Genomic DNA, 24,520 nt, shown 5'->3' with positions numbered 1-24,520 from the left:
GGGGCAGGCGCTTCGTCGAACCAAAAAAGGTCTGGATTTTCGCCTTCCTTCTTCGCTGAAGCTTCGAAGGACAGGTCGCGGGAAGGCTGGATTCCCGCCTTCGCGGGAATGACGGAGGATGCGTCGGAACGACGGGGGGATGCGCGGGAATGACGGAGGATGCATCGGAACGACGGGGGGATGCGCGGGAATGTAGGGGGATGCGCGGGAGTGACAGGGATTTTGCCTGACACACCTTTAGACAGATTCGGTCGGTTCCAGAGGTTCAGTTGGTTCCGACGGCCTTTGTGATTAAGTCGATCGCGTACACAGAGGATGGGGTGTTGATGTAAAGGGTTTGCCGCTCAGGGCCGCCGATGCAGACATTGGTGGGACTCTCGGGCAGGTCAATCGTATCGAGAAGCTGCCCATCGGGGGCATAGATTTTGACCTGCCGACGCCAGGTCAGATAGACGTTTCCGCGGCTGTCGAGGGTCATCCCATCGGAGCCGTCGGAGCAAAAAAGCCGCTTGTTGGCGAGAGTGCCGTCTTTTTGGATGTCATAGAGCCAGGTTTTGCCGGCGGCATGGTCGGCCACGTAGAGAAGAGTTCCGTCGGGGGTTCCGATGAGTCCGTTTGGACGTATCATGTCGTCAATCACACGGATAACCCGTCGGTCCGGGGTGATGTAATAGACGTGCTCGCCGTCCTGCTGCATATCGTCACGGCTGCCGTATCGGGGGTCGGTCATGTAAACGCCGCCTTTGGGGTCGAGCCAGCAGTCGTTGGGGCTGTTGAATTTTTTGCCGTTATAGCCGTCGGCCAGGGTGAGGATATTTTTTTGGCGGTCAATTCGCAGGAGACGCCGGGGGCCGGCGGATTCGCAGACAATCAGCGAACCGTCCGGAGCAACCTGAAGGCCGTTGGAACGGTTGGTTTCGATATATTTGGAGAGGGTCCCATCGGGAGAGATTCGGTAAATCAGACCGGCTGGGATGTCGGAAAAATAGAGCGTGCCGTTTGGGTCGGCGGTGATGCCTTCGGTGAATTGAAAACCGCCGGCAATTTTTTGGGGCACAGCGGAGGGTCGAACAGGGGAGATTGCAGATTCCGGCTGACCGGCGGTGAAAATGCTGATAAAGAAAAGAATAAATGTCCTCATTTTATATCTCCTTTCCCTTTTTGCCCATTATACCGAGAGGTTCTGAAGCAAGAAAGGGATTTTTGGCAGAGTAATAAAAAAGGAGCAGGCGGCCGCACAGGGCGAACAAACAGCCGCCTGCCAAGGGGAGATTCAATTAGACGGTTGTCCTGACCGGTTTGGGATGGGCGGCAGGAACTGCGGATGTCCTTTCAGAGGTCCCGACAGGGATGTGTCCTTCGACGGAGCGGTCGAGCAGGGCCAGCAGGTCAAAGACGGTCTGCTGAAGACGCCCGGCCTGGTGTTCCAGTTCCATCGAAGAACTGGCGGACTGTTCAGCGCTTGCGGCATTTTGCTGAGTGATTTGGTCCATCTGATTGATGGCGGTAAAAATCTGCTCGACGCCCTTGGCCTGCTCGTCGCTGGCCTGAGCAATTTCGTGAATGATTTGGGCGGTTTTGACGACGCTGGTTTCGATTTCAGAGAGAGTCTGCCGGACCTGACCGACAATCCCGACACCGTTTTTTGCCTGGTTGACGGCTTCTTCAATGAGAGCAGCGGTATTTTTCGCGGCTTCGGCGCTCCGCATGGCCAGGTTGCGGACTTCTTCGGCGACAACGGCAAATCCCTTTCCGGCCTCACCGGCCCGGGCGGCCTCTACGGCGGCATTCAGGGCCAAAAGGTTGGTCTGGAAGGCAATTTCATCGATAACCTTGATGATTTTTGCGGTTCCCTCCGAACTTTTCTGGATGTTTTCAATGGCATTGTTCATGGTTTCGATGGCACGGCGTCCTTTTTCGGTATTCTGCCGGGCTTCTTCGGCCAGACGGTTGGCTTCCTGAGCGTGCTGGGCATTGGTCTTGGTCATGGCCGTGATTTGTTCGAGACTGGAGCTCGTCTGGGTCAGAGCGGCGGCCTGTTCCGAAGCGCCTTTGGCAATACTTTTCGAGGCGGAAGTAAACTGTACGGCGGCGGAGGAAAGATACTCCGAAATGGTGCGGTTGGCTTCCACGGCTTTTCGAAGAGGCCGAATGATGGTTCCGGCCGCAAGCGGTACAAGGACTGCCGAAACCAGCAGCAAAAACAGGCCGACAATAATGATACTGAACCAAAGGCTCCTGGCGAGAATCCGCTGATTGCTTTGTTCAGATTCAGTGACGGCCTTCTCGATGGTTTCTTTCTGGGAGGCAATGCTGCGGAGGATTCGGTCTTTTTTCATTTCCACAAACAGCATTCCGTAAAACTGTCCGATTTCCATTGTGGGATTCATCCGGGCCATATCGGCGTCGAGAAACAACGGCATGTAGAATCGAAGGGTTTGAGCATTTTGTTCGAGCCCCTGAATGACGACCTCCCGCTTTTGGAGGGCCTGCCGAAGCACGTCGGCGGGGATGATTTGTTTATCGGTATTTGGATTGGAAGACAGTTCCAGCCGACCGTCGGGGCCGTAGAAGGAGAATTCATTGACCTGTTCGAGCTGGCTTTGCTTTTTGGCCAGGTCGAGGAATTTGGCCCCTTCGCCGGGCTGAAGGGAGCTGCCTACGGCGATGAAGATTTCCTGAAGGAGGTCTTTGGCGGCGGCTTCGCTCAGGGCGGTCATTTCACCGATAGACTGTTCGCTGATTTGGTTCAGAGACTGTTCAAACTGGCTGACCAGTGCCGAGAGATTTTTTCGTGTAAGGGCGTAATTGATGCTCTGAAGAATCAGGGCCAGCAGCACAAACGGCAGCAGCGTAATCAAAAGCATTTTTCCAAAGAGAGTCAGTCGAAACATCTTCATGGTTTAGACTCCTTTTCGGTCCTTTTCGGTGTACTCTACGGAATGGTGTTTTTCGCCGAGGCGGTAGAAGGGGAAATTTTTCTTTTTGGCAAAATGCGGTGAGCTGCATCCGATACAGGGGGCGGAGGCCCGGATGCACCAGTTGACGCCGCCGTTCCACTGCCGATGCGGACATTCTGTACGGGTCAGAGGCCCCAGACAGCCGAGCTTGAACAGGCAGCCGTGCGGGTCTCCAAAATGTCTGGAGAAGATTTTTCGCTCGTAGTCATGATAGCGCGGGCACTGGTCATGTGTGGACGTGCCGTAGAAGAATCTGGGAGTCAGCAGCACTTCGTCCACCTCGGGATATCCTTTGGCGGCCAGATAGGCCAGTGTGCCGATGATGGGTTTGGGATGGGGGGGGCAGCTGGGGCAGTTGACGAGTTTTCTTTTCCAGCTGAGATGATGCTTGTTCATCAAATCCTGAACACTGCCGGAGCCGGTCGGATTGCCTTCTGCGGCAGGAATGCCGCCGAAGGCCGAACACGTGCCGACGGCGACAACGGCCTTGGCTTTTGGGATTAATTTCACAAGAATCTCCTCTGCGGGTCTGCCGCCAATCAGACAGGCCTGCGGCATTCCGAGCGGAATCGACCCTTCGATGACCAGGAGGTATCCGTTCAGAAAGGCGGCATCATCCAGCGCTTTCATAAAGGTCTGTCCCTGAGCGGCTCCGAGGGTCTGATGAACAACCAGGGTGATGTATCGGGTCAGCAGGTCGGCCGGTTCCGGGTCTGTGCTGTTCAGCAGTGAGACGGAATCTCCGGTGCAGGATTGCGTCTGAATCCAGACAACGGGTGTATGGGAGGTCATTTTTTCCAGACCGGCGGCGAAAATCTCCGCCCACTTGCCCGGAATGGAGACGGAAGCGGCCAGAAAACTTCCGAGTTTGAGAAAATCGCGTCGGGTAAAGGGAATTTCCGTTTTCATGGTTTTGTTCCTTATCAGTCCGAACACCTTTTGCTTTAATGAACGGCGCAGGCAATACAGGGGTCGAAGGAACGGACGATACGGCCTGCTTCAATCGGCTCAGCCGGGTTCTGCAGGACGGTTCCTTCGAGGGCTTTTTCGACGGCGCCGGGGCGTCCCTGATTGTCTCGCGGCGAGCAGTTCCAGGTCGTCGGGACGATGCACTGATAGCGTTCGATTTTGTAGTTTCGGATTGTCAGCCAGTGTCCGAGTGCTCCGCGGGGGGCCTCTGTCAGACCAACGCCCCGGCCCTGTTCCGGAAGAGCAAATTCCGCTGCGGCCGGTTTGCCGATTTCCAGCTCGTCCAGCCAGCGTTCACACTGGTCGGCAATCCATTTGGCCTCCAGTCCGCGGGCGAGGTGGCGTCCGAGAACGGAGTTAATTTTTTCGAGGGGTACCCCTGCGGCATTCAGAGCATTTTGAACATCTTGTTTCATTTCGGGATTTCCCGGCCCCAGGCACAGAACCATTAGTCGAGCGGCCGGCCCGACTTCCATGACCTGGCCGTCATATCGCGGGGCTTTAATCCAGCTGTAGCCCTTTTGAGGCTCCGGCTGCGTTGTACCCTGCCAGGGGTGAAGACCCGAGCCGGAGGAGTAGCGGGAATGCTCGACAAACTCGCGAATTTTTGACGTGTCGAGCGGCTGGTAAATTCCGCCGATAACAGCTCCGGAAGGCAGGAAATTGTTCAGGGCTTCTCCGGTTTTCTCTTCCATCCGGAAGACGCCGTAACTGAGGAAATTCCCGTGACTTTTCCCAATATCCCAGTATTGCGGGAATGCGGCGGCGGCCGTAAAAAGGTCCGGCAGATAGACCGTATGAATGAAGGTTTTGATTTGGTCCAGCCGAGACTTGCAGGCCAGAACGCGTTCGATGGTGACTTCGCCGGTGACGCCGGTGGGGACCAGTGAGGTAGAATGAGGCAGCTTGGCGCCGAAAACAGCGGCCATTTCGTGTGCGAGCGTGCGGATTTTCAGGGCTTTGACATAGCTGTCAATCAGCCGCCAGTTGGCTTCGTCGGTTTTGATGTATTGGTCCGTTTCAGGGCGGGGCAGGAAGGGGGCGCCCGGAAAGGCCAGATTTTTGTCGAGAGCGTTTTTGGCCCAATTTCGCAGATTAACCAGGGTCGGATCGGTTCCATTGTATTTCAGGATGGCGGTGATGTCCACGAAGTCCAGAGCGGCCAAATGATAAAAATGCAGGATATGGGAGTGCAGATATTCGGCGGCCAAAATCAGGTTTTGGGCGATTCGTCCGTTTCGAGTCGGGACAATGCCGAAGGCCATTTCCTGAGCCATAACGGAAGCGATGCCGTGCGCAATGGGGCACACACCGCAGATACGCTGGGTGATTTGCTGGGCGTCCAGCGGGTCGCGGCCGTGGAGGATGGTCTCCAGTCCGCGGAACATTTCGCCCTCGCATTGGGCTTTTTTGATAATGGTTTGGCCGGAGGATGAGTCTTCTTCGGTTTCGAGGTGGATGGCCAAATGACCCTCAATGCGTGTCAAGGGACTGAGCACAACCGTTTGTGTCATTATGAAGCTCCTTAATCCTGAACTTCCTTTTTTGTTACGAGGAGACCTCACCAGGACGTAAGGCAAAAACTTGCAGGAAGGAATCGAAAAAGACCGGTATAGGATTAAAGGAAATTATTCCTATTTTGTTATATATAAAATTCCTATATGTTCATAAATTTGTTTTATGAAAGAAATTAGGAGAGGTTTTTTTGTTTAAGTGACTGTTTTTTTTGATTTTCGGCTTGTTTTTATTGGGTATGATTTTCTTTTATGGGACTTTTTGAGGAACAGATCTTTTTGATTGTTGACAAGGTGAATAGTTTTTTTACTTTGGTGGAAAAAGATTCATGAAGTTTGGAGAGGACCTCAGACGTGGCGGCAAAGATACTTGACGGCAGGCAGATAGCGGCTCAAATGCGGGAAGAACTGAAGGGGCGGATTGCTGGACTTGCTCAGCGGGGGATTCGTCCGGGACTGGCAGTCATTCTGGTGGGGGATGACCCGGCGTCCAAATCGTATGTGACGGCCAAAGAAAAGGCGTGCGAAGAAGTCGGGATTTATTCGAGCGACAATCGGCTGCCTGCCGCTACGACGGAGTCGGAACTGTTAGGGCTGATTGAACGATTCAACCAGGACCCAAAGATACACGGGATTCTGGTGCAACTGCCTTTGCCGAAGCACATAAATGAGGAGCGGATTTTGAACGCAATTTGTCCGGAAAAGGATGTGGACGGATTTCATCCGGTTAATGTGGGGCGGATGGTGATTGGACAGCGGTGTTTCCTGCCGTGTACGCCGCACGGGGTTGTGCAGATGCTCGTGCGAAGCGGGGTTGTGCTGGAAGGGGCCGAGGTGGTGATTGTAGGACGGAGCAATATTGTGGGCAAGCCGCTGGCCAATCTGCTGATTCAGAAGGGGCGAATGGGAAATGCAACGGTGACGGTTTGTCATACCAAAACGCGAAATCTGGCTGAGCATGTTCGTCGGGCGGATATTGTGATAGCGGCGGCAGGCCGTCCGAGGACAATTACGGCCGATATGGTTAAGGAAGGAGCGGTGGTAATTGACGTAGGCGTCAATCGGGTCGAGGATGCGTCGGCCAAAACCGGTTATCGGCTGGTCGGCGATGTGGACTTTGAAGCGGTGCGACAGAAGGCGTCGATGATTACGCCGGTGCCGGGCGGAGTGGGACCGATGACAATTACGATGCTTTTATACAATACCGTAGAGTCCGCAGAACGGACCGCCCAGAGCCGGTAGGATTCCCGAGTGTTGTTAGAGAGTGCTTTCGTCGCTTAGACGTGGGAATGAAGCGGGAGTCGAGGGTTCTTGAGGTCCGGAAGAGGGAGGCTGTGCAGGCGAAGGAGTCTGAAGCGGTTTGGGGTCTCCGAGCGAGAGGAGGTATCCGATGGTTTTTTCGGGTTTGTCGGCCAGATATTGAAGGGACCAGCCGGCCATCACGCGGCAGACTCTGGTCAGGGCGGCGGCGGAGAAGGTCTTTGTTCTTTCCAGAGAAACAAACCGTTCAAAGAGTTCGTGTCTGGAAAACGGCATCATGCAGACGGCCAGGAAAATCTGCGCCGTCAGGATGTATCCGATCAGAAGTCCCAGCAGCGCGCCGGCGCCTTTTTCGAAGGGCTCCGGAAAAACACAGTCTGCATCGCGGAGGAAGAGATAAAAGCAGATTCCCTGCAGCAGGGTGAAGCAGGCGGCGGTCATGAAAAGCACGGCGAAGGCGGCATAATAGGGGGACTCCTGAAGGGGAGGGTTGTTTTTCAGCAGGGTCGGGGCTGAAAGAACGGCGATATAAACCGAAAGAAGAAAGTTGAAGGCGGCGGCGGCCATGGTGTAAACGCCTTTTTTGACGCCCAGCCAGGCAAACAAAATTGCGAAAATTCCGGCAACTGCCCAAACCATATCAGCCTCCTAAGTGGGATGTAACCCTCTTGATTTCTTCCAGCGTTGTTATCCCGGCTAAAACTTTGGCCATGCCGTCGCGGCGGAGTGTGGCAAAGAAGTCCCGGTCGCCTTTCTGTTTCATGTCGGCCGGGGAAAGAGTGCCGCTGACGAGGGTATGGCGGAGTTTGTCGTCCATGTAGGTTACGTCCATAATGGCGATACGCCCGTAATAGCCGGTTCCGCCGCATCGAGCGCAGCCGCGGGCCTGAAGAATTTTGGTCTGGTCAAGGTTGTTCTGGAGACAGAAGTCAAGCTGGCTTTGGGTCAGTTCAGCGGGGCCTTTGCAGGCATCACAGAGCCGTCGGACGAGGCGCTGGGAGATGATGACGCTCAGCGCTGAGGCCAGCAGGAGCGGACGCACGCCCAAATCCATCATCCGCACGAGGGCGGCCATGTTGCTGGAGGCGTGAAGCGTGGCCAGAACGAGATGGCCGGTCTGGGCGGCCTGGACGGCCATGGCGGCGGTTTCGGCGTCGCGGATTTCGCCGATGCAGATGACATCCGGGTCCTGCCGAAGGATGCTTCGCAGGGAATTGGCAAACGTAACGCCGGCCTTGACATTGACTTCAATCTGGCTGGCGTGGGGCAGGACGTGTTCGATGGGGTCCTCGATGGTGACGATGTTGCGCTCCTGAAAATTCATATTCGAGAGCATGGCGTAGAGGGTTGTCGTTTTTCCGCTGCCGGTCGGACCGCAGACCAGAACCATCCCGGAGGGCTGCCGGATGATATTCCGAATGGCCTTCTGGGTTCGTTCATCCATTCCGATTTCCTCCAGGGACATCAGACTGCGGGTCTGGTCGAGGACGCGGATGGCCAGTTTTTCCCCGCCGAGGACGCCGGAGGAGGCCACGCGGAAGTAGATTTCGCCGTCGGGTGTGCGGGCCATAAAGGCCCCGTCCTGGGGGCGGCGTTTTTCAGCAATATCCATGCCGGAGATGGCCTTGATGCTGTTGATGACGGCGTTGCAGACCTTGGCGTCGATTTCTTCGTGCACACGGAGCATGCCGTCGATTCGATAGCGGACGGTATAGACGGCATCCGATTTGGGGTCAATGAGGATGTCCGTAGCCCGTCCCTGGAGGCCTTCGAGGATAAGCCGCTCGGTCAGGTCCAGAATCTCGCGGTTGGTGCGTCTGCCGGAGGACTGCTGTGCGTAAACATCGGCAAAGTGGCGTCCGGCCGTGTCCATCAGTTCGATGGACGGGCCGGTGGAGGTGATGGGGCGGGCTTTGCTGACAGGGTTGGTTCGAAAGACGGCGGCGAGGGTGTACCGAGGCAGCTCGGCCCAGGTGAGTTTTCCGGCCTGAATTTTCTGGACAACATCGACCACAAAAAGGACAAAGAGAACCCCCGGCCCGACAAAAAGGGCGGCCGTATTGGCCAAAGCCCGGTATTGATTGAGAATCAGGGGACTTTCATCGGAGCGGCGGACGGAATACAGACACAAGAAAAACCAGGCCACCAGAAATAGAATTTTGTAGGGATTGAAGGGAAGGGTTCCGTCAATCTGCCCCCAATCCGCCTGAAACTCGCTCAGATCGGTCATACCGTCTCTACACTCCTCAACCTGCCTGTGTTTCCGCTTTTTTCAGCAGCTATTCTATCAGGCCGAGGCGTCTCGGGCAACCTACTTTTTGATTTGCTATGTCCTCAATTGGGTTTTCCGTTTTCGAGGTCATCCTCCTGGAAAAATCGGCGTCGGACGTTTTCCTGCATTTGCTCGATTTGGGTTTTTACTCTTGAATGCGGCTGGTAAACCTGCTGGTTTCGTTCTTTTTCTGTATCTGTAGGCATTTGAGCCAGCCCGCGGTCGTCTATGACGTAGGGGGTGACAAAAACAAGCAGTTCATTATTCTGAAGGATCTTGTTTTTGTGCCGGAACAGGCCGCCGACCAGCGGGAGATCTCCGAGGAGCGGAACCTTCTGGACGATATCGACATCGTTCTGGAAGAGCAGACCGCCGAGGATGACGGACTGGCCGTCATTGACAATCATGTGGGTCATTGTGTCCAGGTTCTTTCGGATCGGCTGGGTGTTGACGATTTCCTCCTGAAGCTGGGAGATATTCAGGTGAATGGCCATGTCAACGGCCTTTTCCGGTGTGATGTTGGGCCGGATGCGCAGCGTGACGCCGACATCTTCGAAGTCGAAGGTGCGCTGCACGGAGTTGGTGTTGGTTCGGTCAAAGGAATCGCCGGTGATGAAAGCCACCTTCTGGGCTTTGACAAACCGGGCCTCTTCGTTGTCTTTGGTCCAGAGGGTGGGCTGGTTGAGAATCTTGGCGTTGGCGTTTTTGACCAGGAAATCAATGAGCAGGTCGGCATTGCTTTCGGCGGAAATGGCGAAGGATTTTCGTGTATAGGTGGCGGTCAGGTTGTTGAGAATATCTATCGCATTGACGCCGATGGTGCCGAAGGCACTGGGGTCAGACGACAGCCGCACGCCCAGGGAGGTGACATCGCTGTGGTCAATTTCCATAATGACGACTTTGATCATCACCTGCATGCCGGGCTGATCGAGCTGCTCAATCATATTCAGGATGTCATCCATAAACTTCGGCGGGGCCAGAACCAGCAGGGCCTTGCTGCGGGCCACCGGGATAAACCGGACCCGTCCAATCAGATTGCTGGGCGGCATCTGGTCCTGCGTCTGCCGCTGCGTTGTCCACCAGGGCCGGATGGTGCCGGCGGATTCCTGCATCTGGGCCTCTGTAACCGTTGAAGAGGCGGATTCAGTACTGTAGGCGCTGAGCCCCTGCACGCTACGCTGAATCGTGGCGGTGGTGCCGGATTCGTTGAGAATGGCGTTCAGCTGCTCGCTGAGCTGCTCGGCGTCGGCGTATTTGAGTGTAACGACGCGGGGAACTTCGGCGCCTTCCTGTCCGTCCAAATCCTGCACAAGCTGTTCGATGACATCGTAGGCTTCAGGGATTTTGCTGATGACCAGGATTTTTTTGGTGTCGGGAACGGCTTCGAAGGTGAGCATTCCGTAAAGGGAGCCGACGATTTTGCTCTTGGACTGTCCCTGTTCTCCGAACAGAATCCGAAGAAGCGACTGGGAGCCGGCGGACTGCGATTCCTCGCTGAACAGGCGGGTGAGCAGGTCGGCCATTTTCACAGCGTCGGAGTTTTGAAGCGTGAGAATGCGGTACTGGTCTTTGCGCAAGTCGAGGGGGATATCCCATTCTTCTTCAATCTGTCGGGCAATGCGCTGCATGTTTTTTTCGGAGGCAATGACAGTGACCTGACGCAGCGTCGGATAAGAGATGACTTTGACGGTTTCCTCCGGATTGATGATTCGTGTGCGTGAGGTGCTTCGGCTGGTCGTCCAGCTGTAGGAACTGAGGGTTCCGGCGTCCGTTTCATAAAGCCCCTCGATATTCTGCTTAATCTGGTCGGGGTCGGCGTGTTTGAGTTTGAAGGTGCGTTCGATATAGATGTCTTGTTTAGGCAGGTCAATCTGGGCGATGAGTCTTTCGACGATTTTTCGGTTTTCATCGCTGCCGAAGACGACAATCTGATTGGTGCCCTGCAGGGGCTGGACGACGAGGTTGGCGGTCAGGTCGGTGCCGGGCATGTCGCGCAGGGCCTGGGTGACCATGGTGGCGACTTCGCGGACGTCGGCGTAGCGAATCTGGAAGACCTGCTGCTTGGGCTCCGACATTTCGCCGATGTCGAGTTTCTGAATCCAGGATTCGATGGTCTGCATATCGGCTCGGGAGGCCCGCGCCAGAATCCAGTGCTGTTTGGGCATGGCGATCAGCCGAATCGGTATTTCTCCGGTTCCGATGACGACGGCGGGAGCGGCGGTTTGAGTGCTGTCGCGTCCGCGCCCGCCTCCGGGGCCGCCGCGGAATCCCGTTTGAGCCGCTCCTGTCCGCTGGGGTTGGGCCGTTTGGCCGAGGATGAGATTAAGCACCTGGACGACCTCAATGGGATCGGCGGTTTTGAGTTCAAAGATGCGTTCGACGGCCTGTGCGGATTCGGGGACATCAAGCTGCTGGATAACCTGTTCGATTCGCCGCAGATTTTCGACGGTGTCAATGACGGAGATGCGTCCGGTGGAGTCATCGGCGGTGACATGGCCGTAGTCGGCGGTCAGCGAGCTGACGACCTGTGCCATCTGGGAGGCCTTGTAATTTGATAATTGATACCATTTTTCGACGACCTGGGCCGGGTCGGAGATGCGGGCCAGCGGTTCATTGACGCCCAGAGTCGGCACCGCCCCGATGCGGGCGGCGGCCAGCGGTTTGAGGAAAATGGTATTGCCGGTCTGGTCCACAAGCACGCCGCGGGCGTGCAGGGCGGATACGAGCAGGGCCAAGGCCTCCTGCCGGGTGACCCGTTTGGGAGAATACACCGTGATGCGGGTCTGCATGATTTCATCGTTGACAGGGATGACCGGTTTGTTGGTCCAGTCGGCCAAAATACGGAGGATGTTTTTCATCTCCATATCATTCAGCTGAATGGATTCCAGCTCTTCGCCGAACTGGTTCGGGTCGGAGCGGCCCATCTCACCGGGTCTGGGCCCCCGTTCACCGAAACCGGGGAAACCACCGAAGCCCTCGGTCCGTCTGCCGAAAGTACGTGCACGGCGGGACTCCTCCGCCTGCGGCTGGTCCGGCTCGCCGTTCTGCGGAGAGGGGGCTTGTTCTGAAGCCGTCGGAGCGGACGCCTGACTTCGCTGAACGTTTGCCTGAGAGCTTGGCGATTCAGTTTGAACGGATTCTGTTTTGGCGGAGTCTGTTTTAGATTCTGGAGCGGTCGGTTTGGAGCGTGCCGACATCCAGTATCCGATTAAGAAAAGGCCGCAAATCAGAATAATTACAATCCATCCTGTCTTTTTCATATTCGTAATCCTGTTTTTTTATGATTTTTCTTCTTTTTAGGAATCTTTCGTTGTGTGAATGTTGAACAGGTTATTGTCCGCCGGGGCCTGGGCCGCCGCCGCGTCGGCCTCTGCCGAAGCTGCCTTCTTCAAAACGGCGGCGCATTTCATTGCGGAGCGCCTCGCGTTCCTCCGGAGTCATCTGTTCAAACCGCTGACGCATCTGTTCTCGTTCTTCGGGAGACATCATCCAGGGAGCTCGTCCGGAGAAATTACCGAAGCCTTCCGGTGAGGGACGGCCGGAGGTTCGTGCACTGCCGGAGGGGGCGGGGCCTGCCTGACGAGACCCGCCGGGGCCGCGGCCAGGCTGTCCCTGTCCTTCGGGTCTGTATTCGAACGGATACTGCTTGATTTCCTTGCCTTCCCAGAGAAGAGTGACGGAGGTGCTGTCAATGGCGATGAGTTTGGCCCCGTTGATTTCTTCTCCTACTTTGACCCATCGGTCGCCGAAGAAGGCGGCATTGCCCAAAATCTGGGTGGCCTGCGGGGGCTGCTGGATGATTTTGGGGGCGAAGAGATTTCGCTCCTGCAGCGGCTTGAGTCGATGGGTAACGGCAGGGGCCGCGGCGAGGGCTTCTTTTTGAAGCGATTCAAAGCGTTCGGCGGCGGTTTCCATTCGGTAGGGATTCAGAAAGATTTCACCGGCGGCCTTGACCCAGGTGCCGATGAGAATCAGTCCGGCACAGGCCCAGCCGGCTCGGCGGACCATTTTCATCGAGGAAATCAGTTTGGGTTCTTTGGTCGGTTTCATGGGACTGTCTCCTTTAACGGCTGGCATATGTAAAAACGGTGATTTCCCATTCGAGTTTTTGCCGGTCTCTGGGGTCGGGCTTGAGGGAGCATTTCTGAACGCCGACGCAGTACGGATTCTGGGGCAAATCGGCCAGCAGGCTGAGGATTTGGTCGTATCGGCCGGTGCCCTGGGCGGTCAGGTTGAGCACGATGTATCCGGACGGGTCGTTGCGGATGGTTCGCCCTCGAATCAGCTGCATTCGCCGGGAGACCAGTCCGACTTTGCGGAGCTGATTGGTGAAGGTCTCCTGAAGGAGCGGGCCCTGCTGGTCGGAAGGTTTGGGCAATTCGAGCACAGGGACCAATTCCATCAGCCGCTTCTGCTGCTGGGTTTGCGGACTTTTCGGATCCAGTCGGAGCAGAGCGGCCTTTTGACGAGCCGACTGAAGCTGAGTTCGCACAGCCCCCCAGGTTCGGGTGAGCGGTTCGACGGCCAGAAAATAGAGCAGAATCAGGCCGCACACCGTCAGACTAAACAGGACAATTCGTTTTTCTCTTGGATGAAGTTTTTCGAGCATAGGCATCGGTTATCCGCTGAAGTTTCGATACAGGAAACGAATCCGGAAATTGACTTTTCTGGTTTTCTCATCGAGTGTGGGCTCGATAAGCTGGACTTGCCGAAACTCATTTCGATTCTGGAGGTTTTTCTGAAATTCGTAGGCCTGTTCATAACTGGCGGCCACCCCCCGCAGCTCGACGGGTTTGCCGCGTTCAAAGAGGAACTGGTCGAGCAGGAGGCCTTCGGGCTGGGTCTGGCGGAGCAAATCCAGCAGTTCGAGCAAATCGGGTCGGGCGGCGGCGACCTGTTTTCGAAACTCCATCATTTGGAGCATCTGCTGTGCAGTCTGGCCTTTTTCCGCCGTGCTGAGCTGCTGCTGAAGGATGCGCAGTTCGGTTTTATCTTTCCAATAGAGGCCGATGAGCACAAGGACGACGGCCAGCACCAGCGAAAGGGCGGTGCGGCGGACGGGCGCTGAGAACAGCTGCTGTCGAAGTGAAGGAGCCGGCTCAGTCTGTTCGATGGTAAAGTCAAAATCAATGGTTTGTCCGTCCAGAGCCAACAGGGCCAGACCGAGTGCTTCCGGACAGTCGGCGGTAATTTCTGGGGTCAGGCGGGCCAGACGTTTAATTTTGTCCGCAGACGGCCGGCAGGTCTGAATCTGAAAGTTCTCCTGTCGAAGTTCTTCGAGGAGCGATGGAAAAGGCTCGGCCTGCGTGTCGAGCACGAAAATCGGTCTGGAGCGGACCTGAGGGGAGAGGGACTCGAGCATCTGGATGAGGTCGGTTTTGAGCAGCTCTGCAGGGGCCTGCGGGTCAATGTCGATGCGGGCAGCGCCGAGGAGCCGGCCCTCTTCGGTGAGGACAGCAGATGCCTGATGGGCGGTCAGCTTGAGCAGGACGGTTTCCTGCGGTCCCGGTGCAGGCTGGAAAAAAATCCGCCAGGCAGTCAGCAGTCCGACCAGGTCGGGCACGATGGAAACGGAGACGTCCGAAGGGAGCGCTTTGGCGGCCTGTTCATACAGGTCATTTTTGACGGCCGCCAGAACACAGCGGTTTTCGGAGGAGTCGTTGTCTATGTGCCAGGCCAGCCGCATGGCCGAAACCGGAAGGGGCAGATATCCTTCCGCCTGAGTGCGGACGACGGCGACCAGCTGAGGGGCCGGAAGAGGCGGCACCTCCAGACGGTAGAATCCGACGCAGGCCGAATCGATGCCGACCGCCAGGGAGAGGGGCCCATCGCCGGCATTTGTCGCAATCGCCCGGCGGAGCGACTCGGAGACGGAAGAGTTGAGAGGAAAGGTTTGGAAATCCTGAACCTCAATTCCCTGCGGGCTGCGGCGGAGCCGTACAGTCTGAATACAATTTTCTGCAGCGGACCATCGGAGCCCGATGGAGGTGTTCGGCATATCACTTTTTTCTCTTTCGACAGTCAATCCTGAATCTCCTGATTTTTTTATTGTTCTCTCCAATAGAGAATACGTCCGTTTTGTTCATCCCGATTGAGAATGACCTCGATGGTATATTTTTGTCCGGTGGCGTCGGAAACGGCGGTGCTTTGAATGGAAAAGACACTGGAGCGGACATCGACCCGGTCAATAATCTGCCGGAGGACAGTCTCGGTCATCCCCTCGACCTGTGCCAGGTCCTGAAGGGTTTCAAAACCGGCGGCCCGGCCTTCGCGGAACGTGATGATATTTTCGGCCAGGTCCCGCCGACCCTCCAGCAGGGCGGTCAGCACAATCAGTCCGGCGGTGTTGACGTTGACTTTGCCGGCGGTAACGGTCTGGCTGCTGAAGCCGATTTGGTCGGCATTGGCCAGAACACTCTGCCAGGAGGGGGCTGCTGCCGAGGTTTGCTGGCCGGAGGTGCGGGCGGGCGTCGCGGAGCCGGCGGCTGTGCGGTTTTGGCCGGTACGGGCGGAAGTTCCGGATGTGCCGGTGCCGGACTGTCGGGAGGATTGCTGATTTGGGGAGCCGGAGGAGCCGGTTCTGCCGGGTTCGGAAGCGGCGGAACCGGTGCGGCCGGAGGCCCCCTGTGTTTGGCCGGAGCCGGCGGAGCTGTTTTGACGGGAAGAGCCGGATTGGCCTGACTGACCGGACTGTCTGCCTGTCTGTCCCGAAGAAGAGCCGGCGGAGGAACCGCCCGCAGAAGAACCCGACGAGGTACCGGAAGAGCCCCCTGTTCTGACAGTCGTAGAAGCTGAAGACGCCGCAGCAGTCGAGGAGGAGGTGCCTTGCGTCAGCGACACGAGGTTCTGGAAGGGGCGGTTGTTCAGAATCCATTGGACTTCATTGCGGCTGAAGGACAGCGAGCTGGTCAACTCGTCCCGCTGGGCCTGATTGATGTCGATTTTGGGATTGCCCTGCCTGTCAATGTTGGGCTGAGCGGAATGGCAGGTCAGGTAATTGATCCATCCCTCATTTTCGCTCCAGGCCAGTTCGGGCGAGGAGGGGCCGTAGAAAATATCCTGGGTAACTCCTTTGACGCGAAGGAGTTCTCGAATGGTCTGCAGGGCCCCGTTGCGACAATAGTAGCCGTTGGGGAGGGTCAGATAGTATCCGGATTCAGCACCGCCGGCGCGGATTTCCTCGTCTTCATCCCGCCAGTCAAGGATGCTGCTGAGGATTTCCTGCGTCATATCGGGCAGATAGGCCAGGGCGGTTTCGGAGACGGTGTTGATGTTCAGTTTCGAGGATTCGTCGATGACTTTTGCCGTAAAGCGGCAGCCGTAGAGGGGGACATCGACGAGGTCGGCTTCGTTTTGAGCCCAGATGTCGAGTTTGGTGTCGGACCCCCGCTCATCCGACAGGAGCAGAGCCCGGGCGGTTTCGACGCCGGCGCGGGCGGCCCAGCGGCAGCGGATGCGCTCGACCGCCAGCTGGCTGATGCGGCTTTCGAGCATTGCCATTCGGGCGGTGACGACGGCCACAGTGGTCATCAGCATCACCAGCCACAGAACGATGACCAGAGCAGAACCGTTTTTCCAAATTGTTCGGGGTTTACTGGGCACCGGTTTGTATCTCTCCTGAAACGGCGGTTCCTGTTTCTGCGGTTGTTGTCGAGGTATTTTGTCCGATGCGAGGCTGTCCCGGGAAAAACATCCAAATTGTTCTTTGGAGCACCTTCGGCGGCTTGCCGGAAGAGGGCTGGCTGCTGTTTTGCAGCTGGGAGGTGTCGGCGGCCAGCAGATTGATTAAAACCAGCTGAGGCAGTTCCGTTTCGGTCAGCCAGTAATCCAGCCATTGGCTGCCGTCAAAATACTGGGCCTGAAAATCCACGATGGATTCACTCAGGACGGTCAGAACGCCGCCGGAGGTTTCCTCGCGGTCAACTTCGACGCCTACCAGAGGGCAAATCCGACGGACGAACAGGGTTTTGTCTTCAGACTGGAGCAGAGAATATTCGACTTCGTACAGGTCGGATTCCGGGGCATTCGGACGGGCGGGGTCGGTTTGATAGACCCGCATCCGAAGCGAAGGGGGCATTCCGATGGCCGGGTCGGCGGCAATGGCCTCAAAGATGACGGAGTCGCGAACGACGGAGGCCAGGTCTCGTTCGAGGATTTCCGCGGCGTAGCGAAGCGCATCGGCGGCTTCGGAGGCCTGGTCGATCGTGGTCCGCGTCATACTGACGGAGCGAAGGCCCGCCACGGCAACCAGGGCAACAAAGGCCGTCAAAACGGCGGCCAAAAGCACTTCCAGTAATGTAAAGCCGCGTGTTTTCATAAGGACATTTGGCTCTGGGGTGTTTGCGATTCGGTTGTTTGGGTGGATTCCTGGATGTCAGGCGGCTCACAGAAGCGGGTCTGGCAGCGAATGGAATGAACTTTGGAGCCGGACTTCCACGATACAACAATTTCGACGGAATACAAAGATGGAATCGTAAGTTCTTTGATTTCGGCCTGCCAGGAATAGGATTCATTCTGAGCAAACTGCCCCGAAAATTGCCCGAGTTTCTGAAAGGCGGATACTCCGTAGGCGTCGATAAGTTTGAGCTGCATGTCAGCCAGCTCCCAGGCGCGTTCGGTTTCCTGGTCAAGCCGGACGGTCTGAATGCTTCGGCTGCTCAGGGCGCCCAGAGTCATCACAGCGCCGGCCAGCAGCGAGGAGGCCAGAATTGTCTCCAGCAGATTAAATCCGCAACGAAATGGGCTGCTTCGGGGTTTCATTGGATGGCTCGTTGCTCCTGGTCCAAATCAATACGGTCAAGCAGGAGGGTTGTCTGTTCACCGTGCAGGATCTTGACACGGCCTGTGACTTGATGAACTGCGACGGCGACCTGTTTTTTCCCATCAGACAACTGGATGACGGCGGTTTTGGCGGAACCGTTCGGCTGAAATTCAATTTCGAGGGCATCTGTCGGCACATCGCTGAGAATCAGAATTTGTTCAAACGAAACAGAGCTGGGCAGCTGAACGGCTTTGAGCGGGGCTGTTTCCGACGGAAGGTTCTGCGGCCCAGAGGGCAGTACGAAGATTTTTCTGTTTTCGCGGTCGAACATGAGCCGATAGGGCTGTCCGGACTGGACGGCCTGGATGCGGGCGGCCTTGGCGGTTAAGGCAATCTGCTGAGCAGCCTGAAGCAGCTTGGTTTTGGACTGATTGCGCATCATCAGGGCGGTGCCGGCCAGGGCTGCGGCGGCAATGACCGTCGTCACGGCCAGCAGTTCAATCAGCGTAAAACCATTCTGTTTGAGCGAAAATTTCATGGCTTAGTCATTGATAATGTCTGCATTTTCGCCTTCACCGCCCTCGAGGCCGTCGGCGCCGAGGGAGATAAGGTCATAGCTGCCGACATTGATTGTGCCCGGTTCGATATAAAGATAGGGGCGCCCCCACGGGTCGAGAATTTCGGACTGTTTCAGATAGGGTCCTGCCCATTTGTCTTCCACGTCTCGAGGGGCCCGCAGCAGGGCTTCCAGGCCTTCGCTGCCGGTGGGCAGACGTCCGCAGTCATATTGAAACTGGGCGATGGCCTGTTCGATGATGGCCATTTTGCCGCGGGCGATATCCTGTTTGGCTTTGCCCAGTCCCCGAAAGGCCCGCGGGACGACAAAGACCGCCAGCAGGGCGATAATCATCGCTACGGCCAGCAGCTCGATGATGGTGAATGCTTTTCGTTTTCGTTTCATATAACCTGTTTCCTTTCTTTTTACTCTCTGCTTGTCTCTAACGGCTGAAGACGCTTAAATCCATTCCAATGACGGGCAGCAGGGTGGCGGCGATCAGGAAAAAGATAACGGCGGCCAGCATCAGAATCAGCAGAGCCGGCACGAGAGACATATACCGCTGCAGGGTGGAATCGGCCTGTTCGTCGAAGGTATCGGCGGCCTGCAGGAGCATCTCGTCGAGTTTGCCGGTTTGTTCGCCGATGGAGACGATTTGAACCAGCAGGGGGTCGAACAGGCCGGACTGGCCCAGCGGACGGGCCAGGTCGCTGCCGGCTTTCACTTCCTCGCAGACATGGTCGATTTGCCGCGCAAGGACTTCGTTGCCGAGGGTGTCACGGACGACGCGAAGGGCCTCCAGGATGGGGATGCCGCATTTGGTCAGGGAGCCGAGGGTCCGGGCGAATCGGCCGACGGAAAGAGTTCGGAGGACCGGTCCCAGCAGCGGAACCTGAAGTTTGAAGGCATCCCATTGGAGCAGGCCGTCATCTGTGCGTTTCCAGCGGAGAAAGAAATACACAGCGGCCGCCAGCACGGCCCCCAGCAGCCAGCCGTAGTACAGCAGAAAATGACTGGTCCCCATCAGCATTCGCGTCGGAAGCGGCAGGGCAGACGGTTCCGTGCCGAGCGCTTCAATCAGCTGGGGCAGAATCCAGACCAGAATTACGATAATGGAAATCAGCCCGACCGTCAGAACGAAAATCGGATAGGCCGAAGCGTTTTTGAAGCTGGACTGGACCTTGTGTTCGCGGGAGAGCAGCCGGACCAGCTGCTGCATGGTTTCTTCGAGGATGCCGCCCGTTTCGCCCACCTGGACCATGGAACGGTACAGCGAGGGGAAGACGGCGGGGTATTCGGCCATGGCTTCGGACAAGGAGCGTCCGGAGCGGACGGCCTGAGCGAGCTGTTCGAGAATCCGCCGGATGGGCAGTTTGTTTTGCTGCTGGGCGACGATTTCGAGGGCCTGAAGAATCGGCAGGCCGGCCCGCAGCGCTGTGGTGATTTGTTCGGTAATCAGCAGGATGTCCCGGCTGCTGATTCGGTTCGAGACAAAAAGGGAAGACGTTTCCTCAAGGGGGGCTGTCGGGGAGACAGCGCCGGGGGCGGCCTCCTGAATTTCGAGGGCGAATTGCCCCCGCTGGGCCAGCAGCGACACGGCGCTTTTTCGGTCCACCGCTTCGATGATGCCGGCGGCGGGTTTGCCGTCTCTGGATACTGCCTTGTACGAAAACCGAATCATAAAATCCATCCCTGTTTATGACGTTTCGACGGGGGCCGCCGGTGTGATTTCGGTTCGGTCCTCGTCTTCCGTTCCCTGGGTGACGCGGAGGACTTCTTCGGGCGTCGTAAGGCCTTTGAGAATTTTCTGGATGCCGTCATGCCGCATGGACGTATGGTCTTCAGGGGCGGCCTGCAGGATTTGGTCGGTGGTCGGTTTTTGTGCAATCAGTTTCCGCAAAGGTTCCGTAATGCGGAGCAGTTCGAAGATGCCGATTCGCCCCTTCATTCCGGTTTGATTGCATTCTTCACAGCCGCGTCCGTGATAGAGAATATCGTTGGGCCCGATGGAGATGGAGTTTGTCAGCGTTTCCAGCAGATGCGGGTCCGGCGTGTAGCGTTCTTTGCAGAAGGGGCAGATTTTGCGGACGAGCCGCTGCGCCAGGACACCTTCGAGTGAGCTGGCCAGCAGGAAGGGCTCCACGCCCATATCAATCAGACGGGTGACGGCTCCGGCGGCATCGTTGGTATGAAGGGTCGAGAAGACCAGGTGGCCGGTGAGGGCGGCCCGAATCGCAATGTCGGCGGTTTCGCGGTCGCGGATTTCGCCGACCATGATGATGTTCGGGTCCTGGCGAAGGATATGGCGGAGCCCCCGGCTGAAGGTCAGGCCGCGGCGGGGGTTGACCGGCATCTGAATAATTCCTTCCAGCTGATATTCCACCGGGTCCTCGATGGTGATGATTTTCAGACTCGGGTCATAAATTTTGTTCAGGGCGGCATAGAGCGTCGTGGTTTTTCCGCTGCCGGTCGGACCGGTAACCAGAACGATGCCGTGGGCCTTCGTCAGGCAGTGGGTGAACCCCTTGAGGGTTTCTTTGTCCATCCCGAGGTCTTCCAGCGCGATCAAGGCAGTGCTGCGGTCCAGCAGACGCATAACCACGGATTCGCCGAAGATGCTGGGGACGGTGGAAACACGGATGTCGATTTTGCCGCGGGCGGTCGGAAACTCAATATGTCCATCCTGCGGGATGAACCGCTCAGCGATATTCATATTGGCCATGATTTTGATGCGGGAAAGAATAGCGGCCTGAAGCCGTTTCGGAGAGGCGGATTTTTCGATGAGCATTCCGTCGATGCGGTATTTGATTTTCACGCAGTTCTCGAACGGCTCAATATGAATATCGCTGGCCCGTGCTTCGATGGCTTCGAGGATAATCAGGTTGACCAGGTTAACCAGGGAGGGCTCCCGGGCCAGTTCATGGAGCTTGGCGGGGGTCAGTTCGCCGTTGGTTTCAATGTCGGCAGGCGAGCCCTTGTCTGCCGGAGCCAGGTCTTTGAGCATCCGGGCGACGTTGCTGCCGTAATATTTCAGGATGGCCTTTTCCAGCTCCATCGGGGTGCTGTAGCAGCGGCTGATGCTGCAGCCGGTTACCAGCCGAAGGTTCTGGAGGGCCTCGCTGTTAAACGGATCAGCCATGGCTACCGTCAGCCGACCGTTACTTTGTTCGAGGGGCAAAACGTTGTATTGAGTCACTAATTCCGGAGGTACTTTCTTGAGAACGTCCGGTTCTATCGCGATATCTTCAAGGTTTTTTCTGGGGATTCCTGTTTGTGCCACGAGGCACTCGATCAGCTGTCGGCTCGTGATGACCCCGGAATCCAGGAGAATCTGGCCGAGTTTTTTACGAGTATGCTTTTGGGACTCGAGGGCGGAGGCCAGTTGTGCATCATTTATAAGTCCCTGCTGACAAAGAAGTTGTCCGATTTTTAATTTCACGTCTATTCCCTGTTTATCTGTCTAAAATTTGTGCGTTTTTTACATCGTACAGAATAGACAAGGTTTGGCGGAAGCCCTGTCCCGGAAAGATAGACGTATGAAAATCTGGGTTTGTTTCGAAAACTGAAATTTTTAAGCGGTTTTTGAAGTGATTTTTTTAAATCTTTAGGAAAAGGGGATTTAGAAAACGAATATAGCCGAGTGTCCGGGGACACTCGGCCATATTCACAACACCTCCTCCAGTGCCAACGAACGTGTGTCTTTTCCTAACGCTCCAGTGTAGAACGTATCATAAGTTCGTTGGTTGCTTCCTCGCCTGCAGGTCTATCCTGATACGCGTTTGAATCGAAGCAGAACAGTCCCGGCAGCTAACAGACACACTGTTGTTGGTTCTGGAATCGGATTATCGCCCGGTACCGGGAAATCGCTGGATTCACCCGGCACGGGGAATGGGTCATTGTTTTCATCCGGCAGGTTGGGCCACGTGAAGGAGGCGTAGCTGATTTCCGGATAGTGGGCCATCATAGAAACGCCGTTTCCGAAGGATTCAGCAGAACGAATCGCCCCGCCGAGGGGAGCGCCTTTCTGCAGTCCGCTTCGTTCGAGCGGGATTTCGAAGTCCTCTCGTTCATAAACGGCGATGACAATTTTCGGTGCATCCACCCGCATCTGCGTGACCATACTGGCCGGGTCGCTTACGTCGCCGAGCCAGTACAGGAAACGAAAGCCCGGTTTGGGCATGGCAGTCAGCGTGACTGTAGCGCCGACAGCCATTTTGTGAATGCCCAAACCGGGGTTAATCGTTCCTGCATGAACCGGAGTTTGTTCGATCAGCACGGCATAGCCGTTCTCATCCGTGGAGGCGAACCCGGCCGCTGTTGTCAGCAGCAGGGCCGCTGCAATCAGTCCCTTTATCCCTCGATTGAATGTTGTCTTGGTTGTTTCGGACATTTGGGTCTCCCCAGCCGATTGTAAGTTTGGAACATTCGTTGGCATTTGTCGGGATTAACGGGCTTTTCGGATTACGGATCCGGCTAGTCCAATTCCGAGGAGCAGCAGCGTAGCCGGTTCAGGGATCGGATTGCCGTTGTCTTCTTCACCCGGGACAGGAATTTCCCCGTCTTTGGGCGGGAAGAGGTCATAGGTTCCGACCTTAATCGGGCTGTTGCTGCGAACCAGGAGGAATACGGAGTTCTGTCCGGCCAGAATGTTCGGTCCTTCAAAGAGCCAGTTTCCTTCGGTCCGGCTGACATTGAAGAAGGCCGAGGTGGCATTCACACCGGAAACGGAACTGTCCGTGCCGATATAACTGTTTGGATTGTCGGCGGGGATAGCCCCGTCGCCAATCTGCTTAATCACAAACGCGGTCAGAGCGGCATTGGAACCTCCGGAGTTGTGGAAGATTTGGTACGCGTAGATGTAGCGTCCGGTTCCGGGGGCGGTTCCGGTGAATTCGCCCGGATAAACGGAGGTGTCGTACACGGCGAATTCAATGCGTCCGCTGAGGACCTGACCGTTTCCGAGATTGACGTTGTAGTACGTTTTCCCGGAGTAATAGGAGCTTTCCGGCAGGTAGGTGAGGGCTGCCTGCGCCGCCGGGCTGGCTGCAAGCATCCCTATCAGAAAGAGCCACAAACAAGTCTTTTGGATTCGGGTCATATCTATGACCTCCTCACGGTTAAAGTTGACGTTGCTTTCTCAAGGCAGTCATTCTCATTCAGCTTTTTCTCTTTCGAGAAAAACGGCTCAGCAGGCCTCCGACAGTCAAAAGCAGCACGGTTGCCGGTTCCGGGATAACAGGCGAGAGAACCTGCCCGACGAGGAAGTTGTAGCTCCCGCGCGTAATCCCGGCCAAAGCACCGTCTGCTTTGATGGGGCCGTAGGGGCTGATGAACCAGAGCGTTGCGGAGGTTTCACCCGGCAGAATCGGACTGACAAACAGGGCTTCCATACTTTCATATGGATTGTTGACCGGCGACCAGACGGCCGGCTGTTTGCCCGGCGTTTCCACACCCCAGCTCGAAATGAGCACATCCGGATACAGCTCCACCGAGAAGAAGCTCAGGTTGACCTGCGATCCGGAAATCAGATAGGTGTAGATGTAGTTGCCGGCATAGACACTGTCCGGATTCGCCCAATAGACTTTGGAATCTACGGTGGCGATTCCGGTGCCGTAGCCCGGCAGGAAGGTGGAGGTGAGAGAATCAACCAGGACCCCCTCATCAGCCATTCCGGCCAGGGCGATGGGTGAAACCAGCAACGCCAGAAGCACGATCCGGCATTGCCTTTGAATCGGTTTCATAGTCTCCCCTTACAGAAAGAGTTTACACGATAGACTGCACACACAAAACTGCACACACACTTCTGAAACACACACAAAACGCACACTGCACCACACACACACGCTATTTCTACTCGAACCCGCCGCACGCCGACGGATTCGAGCACCACACCGTTTTGTGCGGAAAGGCTGCGCTGTTCAAAACGGGCGCAGAATCTCTCCGGCTCGTGTTTCCTCTTCCTCTAAGAAAGCGTCCTACCCTCCCCGCTTCGAACGGTAAGATGTGTCCTTACATCCGCAGACAAAAACTTGTCAAAAAAAGTGCAGGCTCAAAATACACGTTCGTTCGGCACTGTTTATGATCCTGCTATCTTTCCTCGACCTCCCCAGATTGGATGATAAGTGTATTTAACCAGATTGCCGTTTCAGAGTCAAGAAAAATTTCCAAAATTTCTGGGATGGCCATGGAACATCGTATCCCCCCAAAGAGGATCCGCTGCATGACAGA

At 56.3% G+C, this 24,520-nt stretch carries 21 protein-coding genes; 1 reads left to right on the top strand and 20 read right to left on the bottom strand.

The genetic code is table 11. The annotated features are described in order from the left end of the window. Nucleotides 1-265 precede the first annotated feature (265 nt). The 4 genes from WHS88_10460 to WHS88_10445 form a co-directional block, all read right to left on the bottom strand. Nucleotides 266-1,141 (bottom strand): SMP-30/gluconolactonase/LRE family protein, encoded by an 876-nt coding sequence (locus WHS88_10460; GenBank protein ID MEJ5260601.1) that lies wholly within the window; start codon nt 1,139-1,141, stop codon nt 266-268. A 136-nt stretch (nt 1,142-1,277) separates the two neighbouring features. Continuing rightward, nucleotides 1,278-2,900 carry a methyl-accepting chemotaxis protein gene (locus tag WHS88_10455; protein MEJ5260600.1) on the bottom strand — a complete coding sequence of 541 codons (1,623 nt, stop codon included), beginning with the start codon at nt 2,898-2,900 and terminating at the stop codon, nt 1,278-1,280. A gap of 3 nt (nt 2,901-2,903) precedes the next feature. Then, nucleotides 2,904-3,869, bottom strand: a complete 966-nt coding sequence (locus tag WHS88_10450; GenBank protein ID MEJ5260599.1) for a hydrogenase small subunit — start codon at nt 3,867-3,869, stop codon at nt 2,904-2,906. Between the two features lie 35 nt (nt 3,870-3,904). Beyond that, nucleotides 3,905-5,443, bottom strand: a complete 1,539-nt coding sequence (locus tag WHS88_10445) for a nickel-dependent hydrogenase large subunit (protein ID MEJ5260598.1) — start codon at nt 5,441-5,443, stop codon at nt 3,905-3,907. A gap of 354 nt (nt 5,444-5,797) precedes the next feature. On the opposite strand from WHS88_10445, the gene folD reads away from it, so the two are divergent. Then, on the top strand, nt 5,798-6,685 hold the full coding sequence (folD, locus tag WHS88_10440) for a bifunctional methylenetetrahydrofolate dehydrogenase/methenyltetrahydrofolate cyclohydrolase FolD (protein MEJ5260597.1): 888 nt from the start codon (nt 5,798-5,800) through the stop codon (nt 6,683-6,685). Nucleotides 6,686-6,700: 15 nt separating this feature from the next. Here folD and WHS88_10435 read toward each other — a convergent pair whose 3' ends face one another. From WHS88_10435 to WHS88_10360, 16 genes are all read right to left on the bottom strand, one after another. After that, nucleotides 6,701-7,342 (bottom strand): CvpA family protein, encoded by a 642-nt coding sequence (locus tag WHS88_10435; protein MEJ5260596.1) that lies wholly within the window; start codon nt 7,340-7,342, stop codon nt 6,701-6,703. A 1-nt stretch (nt 7,343) separates the two neighbouring features. Then, a complete protein-coding gene (locus WHS88_10430; GenBank protein MEJ5260595.1) occupies nt 7,344-8,933 on the bottom strand; it encodes a GspE/PulE family protein in 1,590 nt (529 codons plus the stop codon). A 104-nt stretch (nt 8,934-9,037) separates the two neighbouring features. Next, complete coding sequence (locus WHS88_10425) at nt 9,038-12,235, bottom strand: secretin N-terminal domain-containing protein (GenBank protein ID MEJ5260594.1); 3,198 nt, start codon at nt 12,233-12,235, stop codon at nt 9,038-9,040. Nucleotides 12,236-12,305: 70 nt separating this feature from the next. Then, nucleotides 12,306-13,025, bottom strand: a complete 720-nt coding sequence (locus WHS88_10420) for a hypothetical protein (protein MEJ5260593.1) — start codon at nt 13,023-13,025, stop codon at nt 12,306-12,308. A gap of 13 nt (nt 13,026-13,038) precedes the next feature. Next, nucleotides 13,039-13,584: a hypothetical protein gene (locus WHS88_10415; GenBank protein MEJ5260592.1), complete on the bottom strand. Its 546-nt coding sequence runs from the start codon at nt 13,582-13,584 to the stop codon at nt 13,039-13,041. A 9-nt stretch (nt 13,585-13,593) separates the two neighbouring features. Continuing rightward, nucleotides 13,594-15,000 (bottom strand): PilN domain-containing protein, encoded by a 1,407-nt coding sequence (locus WHS88_10410; GenBank protein ID MEJ5260591.1) that lies wholly within the window; start codon nt 14,998-15,000, stop codon nt 13,594-13,596. Between the two features lie 20 nt (nt 15,001-15,020). Then, the gene (locus tag WHS88_10405) at nt 15,021-16,577 is read right to left on the bottom strand and encodes a helix-hairpin-helix domain-containing protein (GenBank protein ID MEJ5260590.1); all 1,557 of its coding nucleotides are present in this window, start codon (nt 16,575-16,577) and stop codon (nt 15,021-15,023) included. Continuing rightward, nucleotides 16,567-17,292, bottom strand: a complete 726-nt coding sequence (locus WHS88_10400; GenBank protein ID MEJ5260589.1) for a prepilin-type N-terminal cleavage/methylation domain-containing protein — start codon at nt 17,290-17,292, stop codon at nt 16,567-16,569. Before WHS88_10400 ends, WHS88_10405 begins: the two co-directional genes overlap by 11 nt. Beyond that, nucleotides 17,289-17,735 (bottom strand): hypothetical protein, encoded by a 447-nt coding sequence (locus WHS88_10395; protein MEJ5260588.1) that lies wholly within the window; start codon nt 17,733-17,735, stop codon nt 17,289-17,291. Before WHS88_10395 ends, WHS88_10400 begins: the two co-directional genes overlap by 4 nt. Next, the gene (locus WHS88_10390; protein MEJ5260587.1) at nt 17,732-18,274 is read right to left on the bottom strand and encodes a GspH/FimT family pseudopilin; all 543 of its coding nucleotides are present in this window, start codon (nt 18,272-18,274) and stop codon (nt 17,732-17,734) included. Before WHS88_10390 ends, WHS88_10395 begins: the two co-directional genes overlap by 4 nt. A 3-nt stretch (nt 18,275-18,277) precedes the next feature. Then, nucleotides 18,278-18,697: a type II secretion system major pseudopilin GspG gene (gene gspG / locus WHS88_10385; protein ID MEJ5260586.1), complete on the bottom strand. Its 420-nt coding sequence runs from the start codon at nt 18,695-18,697 to the stop codon at nt 18,278-18,280. Nucleotides 18,698-18,734: 37 nt separating this feature from the next. After that, nucleotides 18,735-19,973, bottom strand: coding sequence for a type II secretion system F family protein (locus tag WHS88_10380; protein MEJ5260585.1), 1,239 nt, complete (start codon nt 19,971-19,973; stop codon nt 18,735-18,737). Nucleotides 19,974-19,988: 15 nt separating this feature from the next. Continuing rightward, nucleotides 19,989-21,731, bottom strand: coding sequence for an ATPase, T2SS/T4P/T4SS family (locus tag WHS88_10375; protein ID MEJ5260584.1), 1,743 nt, complete (start codon nt 21,729-21,731; stop codon nt 19,989-19,991). Between the two features lie 324 nt (nt 21,732-22,055). Next, nucleotides 22,056-22,682: a hypothetical protein gene (locus WHS88_10370; protein ID MEJ5260583.1), complete on the bottom strand. Its 627-nt coding sequence runs from the start codon at nt 22,680-22,682 to the stop codon at nt 22,056-22,058. 54 nt (nt 22,683-22,736) lie between these two features. Continuing rightward, complete coding sequence (locus WHS88_10365; GenBank protein MEJ5260582.1) at nt 22,737-23,390, bottom strand: PEP-CTERM sorting domain-containing protein; 654 nt, start codon at nt 23,388-23,390, stop codon at nt 22,737-22,739. A 58-nt stretch (nt 23,391-23,448) separates the two neighbouring features. After that, nucleotides 23,449-24,033, bottom strand: a complete 585-nt coding sequence (locus tag WHS88_10360; protein MEJ5260581.1) for a PEP-CTERM sorting domain-containing protein — start codon at nt 24,031-24,033, stop codon at nt 23,449-23,451. Nucleotides 24,034-24,520: the final 487 nt, after the last annotated feature.

The sequence above is a fragment of the Anaerohalosphaeraceae bacterium genome (assembly GCA_037479115.1).
Classification (GTDB): domain Bacteria; phylum Planctomycetota; class Phycisphaerae; order Sedimentisphaerales; family Anaerohalosphaeraceae; genus JAHDQI01.
The sequence above is the reverse complement of the archived record's forward strand: the minus strand, read 5'-3'. Positions and strand labels throughout refer to the sequence as shown.

Excerpts from the sequence above, each read along its gene's own strand:
- WHS88_10460 (MEJ5260601.1), bottom strand. The coding sequence starts at position 1,141 with ATGAGGACATTTATTCTTTTCTTTATCAGCATTTTCACCGCCGGTCAG.
- WHS88_10455 (MEJ5260600.1), bottom strand. The coding sequence starts at position 2,900 with ATGAAGATGTTTCGACTGACTCTCTTTGGAAAAATGCTTTTGATTACG.
- WHS88_10450 (MEJ5260599.1), bottom strand. The coding sequence starts at position 3,869 with ATGAAAACGGAAATTCCCTTTACCCGACGCGATTTTCTCAAACTCGGA.
- WHS88_10445 (MEJ5260598.1), bottom strand. The coding sequence starts at position 5,443 with ATGACACAAACGGTTGTGCTCAGTCCCTTGACACGCATTGAGGGTCAT.
- WHS88_10435 (MEJ5260596.1), bottom strand. The coding sequence starts at position 7,342 with ATGGTTTGGGCAGTTGCCGGAATTTTCGCAATTTTGTTTGCCTGGCTG.
- WHS88_10430 (MEJ5260595.1), bottom strand. The coding sequence starts at position 8,933 with ATGACCGATCTGAGCGAGTTTCAGGCGGATTGGGGGCAGATTGACGGA.
- WHS88_10425 (MEJ5260594.1), bottom strand. The coding sequence starts at position 12,235 with ATGAAAAAGACAGGATGGATTGTAATTATTCTGATTTGCGGCCTTTTC.
- WHS88_10420 (MEJ5260593.1), bottom strand. The coding sequence starts at position 13,025 with ATGAAACCGACCAAAGAACCCAAACTGATTTCCTCGATGAAAATGGTC.
- WHS88_10415 (MEJ5260592.1), bottom strand. The coding sequence starts at position 13,584 with ATGCTCGAAAAACTTCATCCAAGAGAAAAACGAATTGTCCTGTTTAGT.
- WHS88_10400 (MEJ5260589.1), bottom strand. The coding sequence starts at position 17,292 with ATGAAAACACGCGGCTTTACATTACTGGAAGTGCTTTTGGCCGCCGTT.
- WHS88_10395 (MEJ5260588.1), bottom strand. The coding sequence starts at position 17,735 with ATGAAACCCCGAAGCAGCCCATTTCGTTGCGGATTTAATCTGCTGGAG.
- WHS88_10390 (MEJ5260587.1), bottom strand. The coding sequence starts at position 18,274 with ATGAAATTTTCGCTCAAACAGAATGGTTTTACGCTGATTGAACTGCTG.
- gspG (MEJ5260586.1), bottom strand. The coding sequence starts at position 18,697 with ATGAAACGAAAACGAAAAGCATTCACCATCATCGAGCTGCTGGCCGTA.
- WHS88_10380 (MEJ5260585.1), bottom strand. The coding sequence starts at position 19,973 with ATGATTCGGTTTTCGTACAAGGCAGTATCCAGAGACGGCAAACCCGCC.
- WHS88_10370 (MEJ5260583.1), bottom strand. The coding sequence starts at position 22,682 with ATGTCCGAAACAACCAAGACAACATTCAATCGAGGGATAAAGGGACTG.
- WHS88_10365 (MEJ5260582.1), bottom strand. The coding sequence starts at position 23,390 with ATGACCCGAATCCAAAAGACTTGTTTGTGGCTCTTTCTGATAGGGATG.
- WHS88_10360 (MEJ5260581.1), bottom strand. The coding sequence starts at position 24,033 with ATGAAACCGATTCAAAGGCAATGCCGGATCGTGCTTCTGGCGTTGCTG.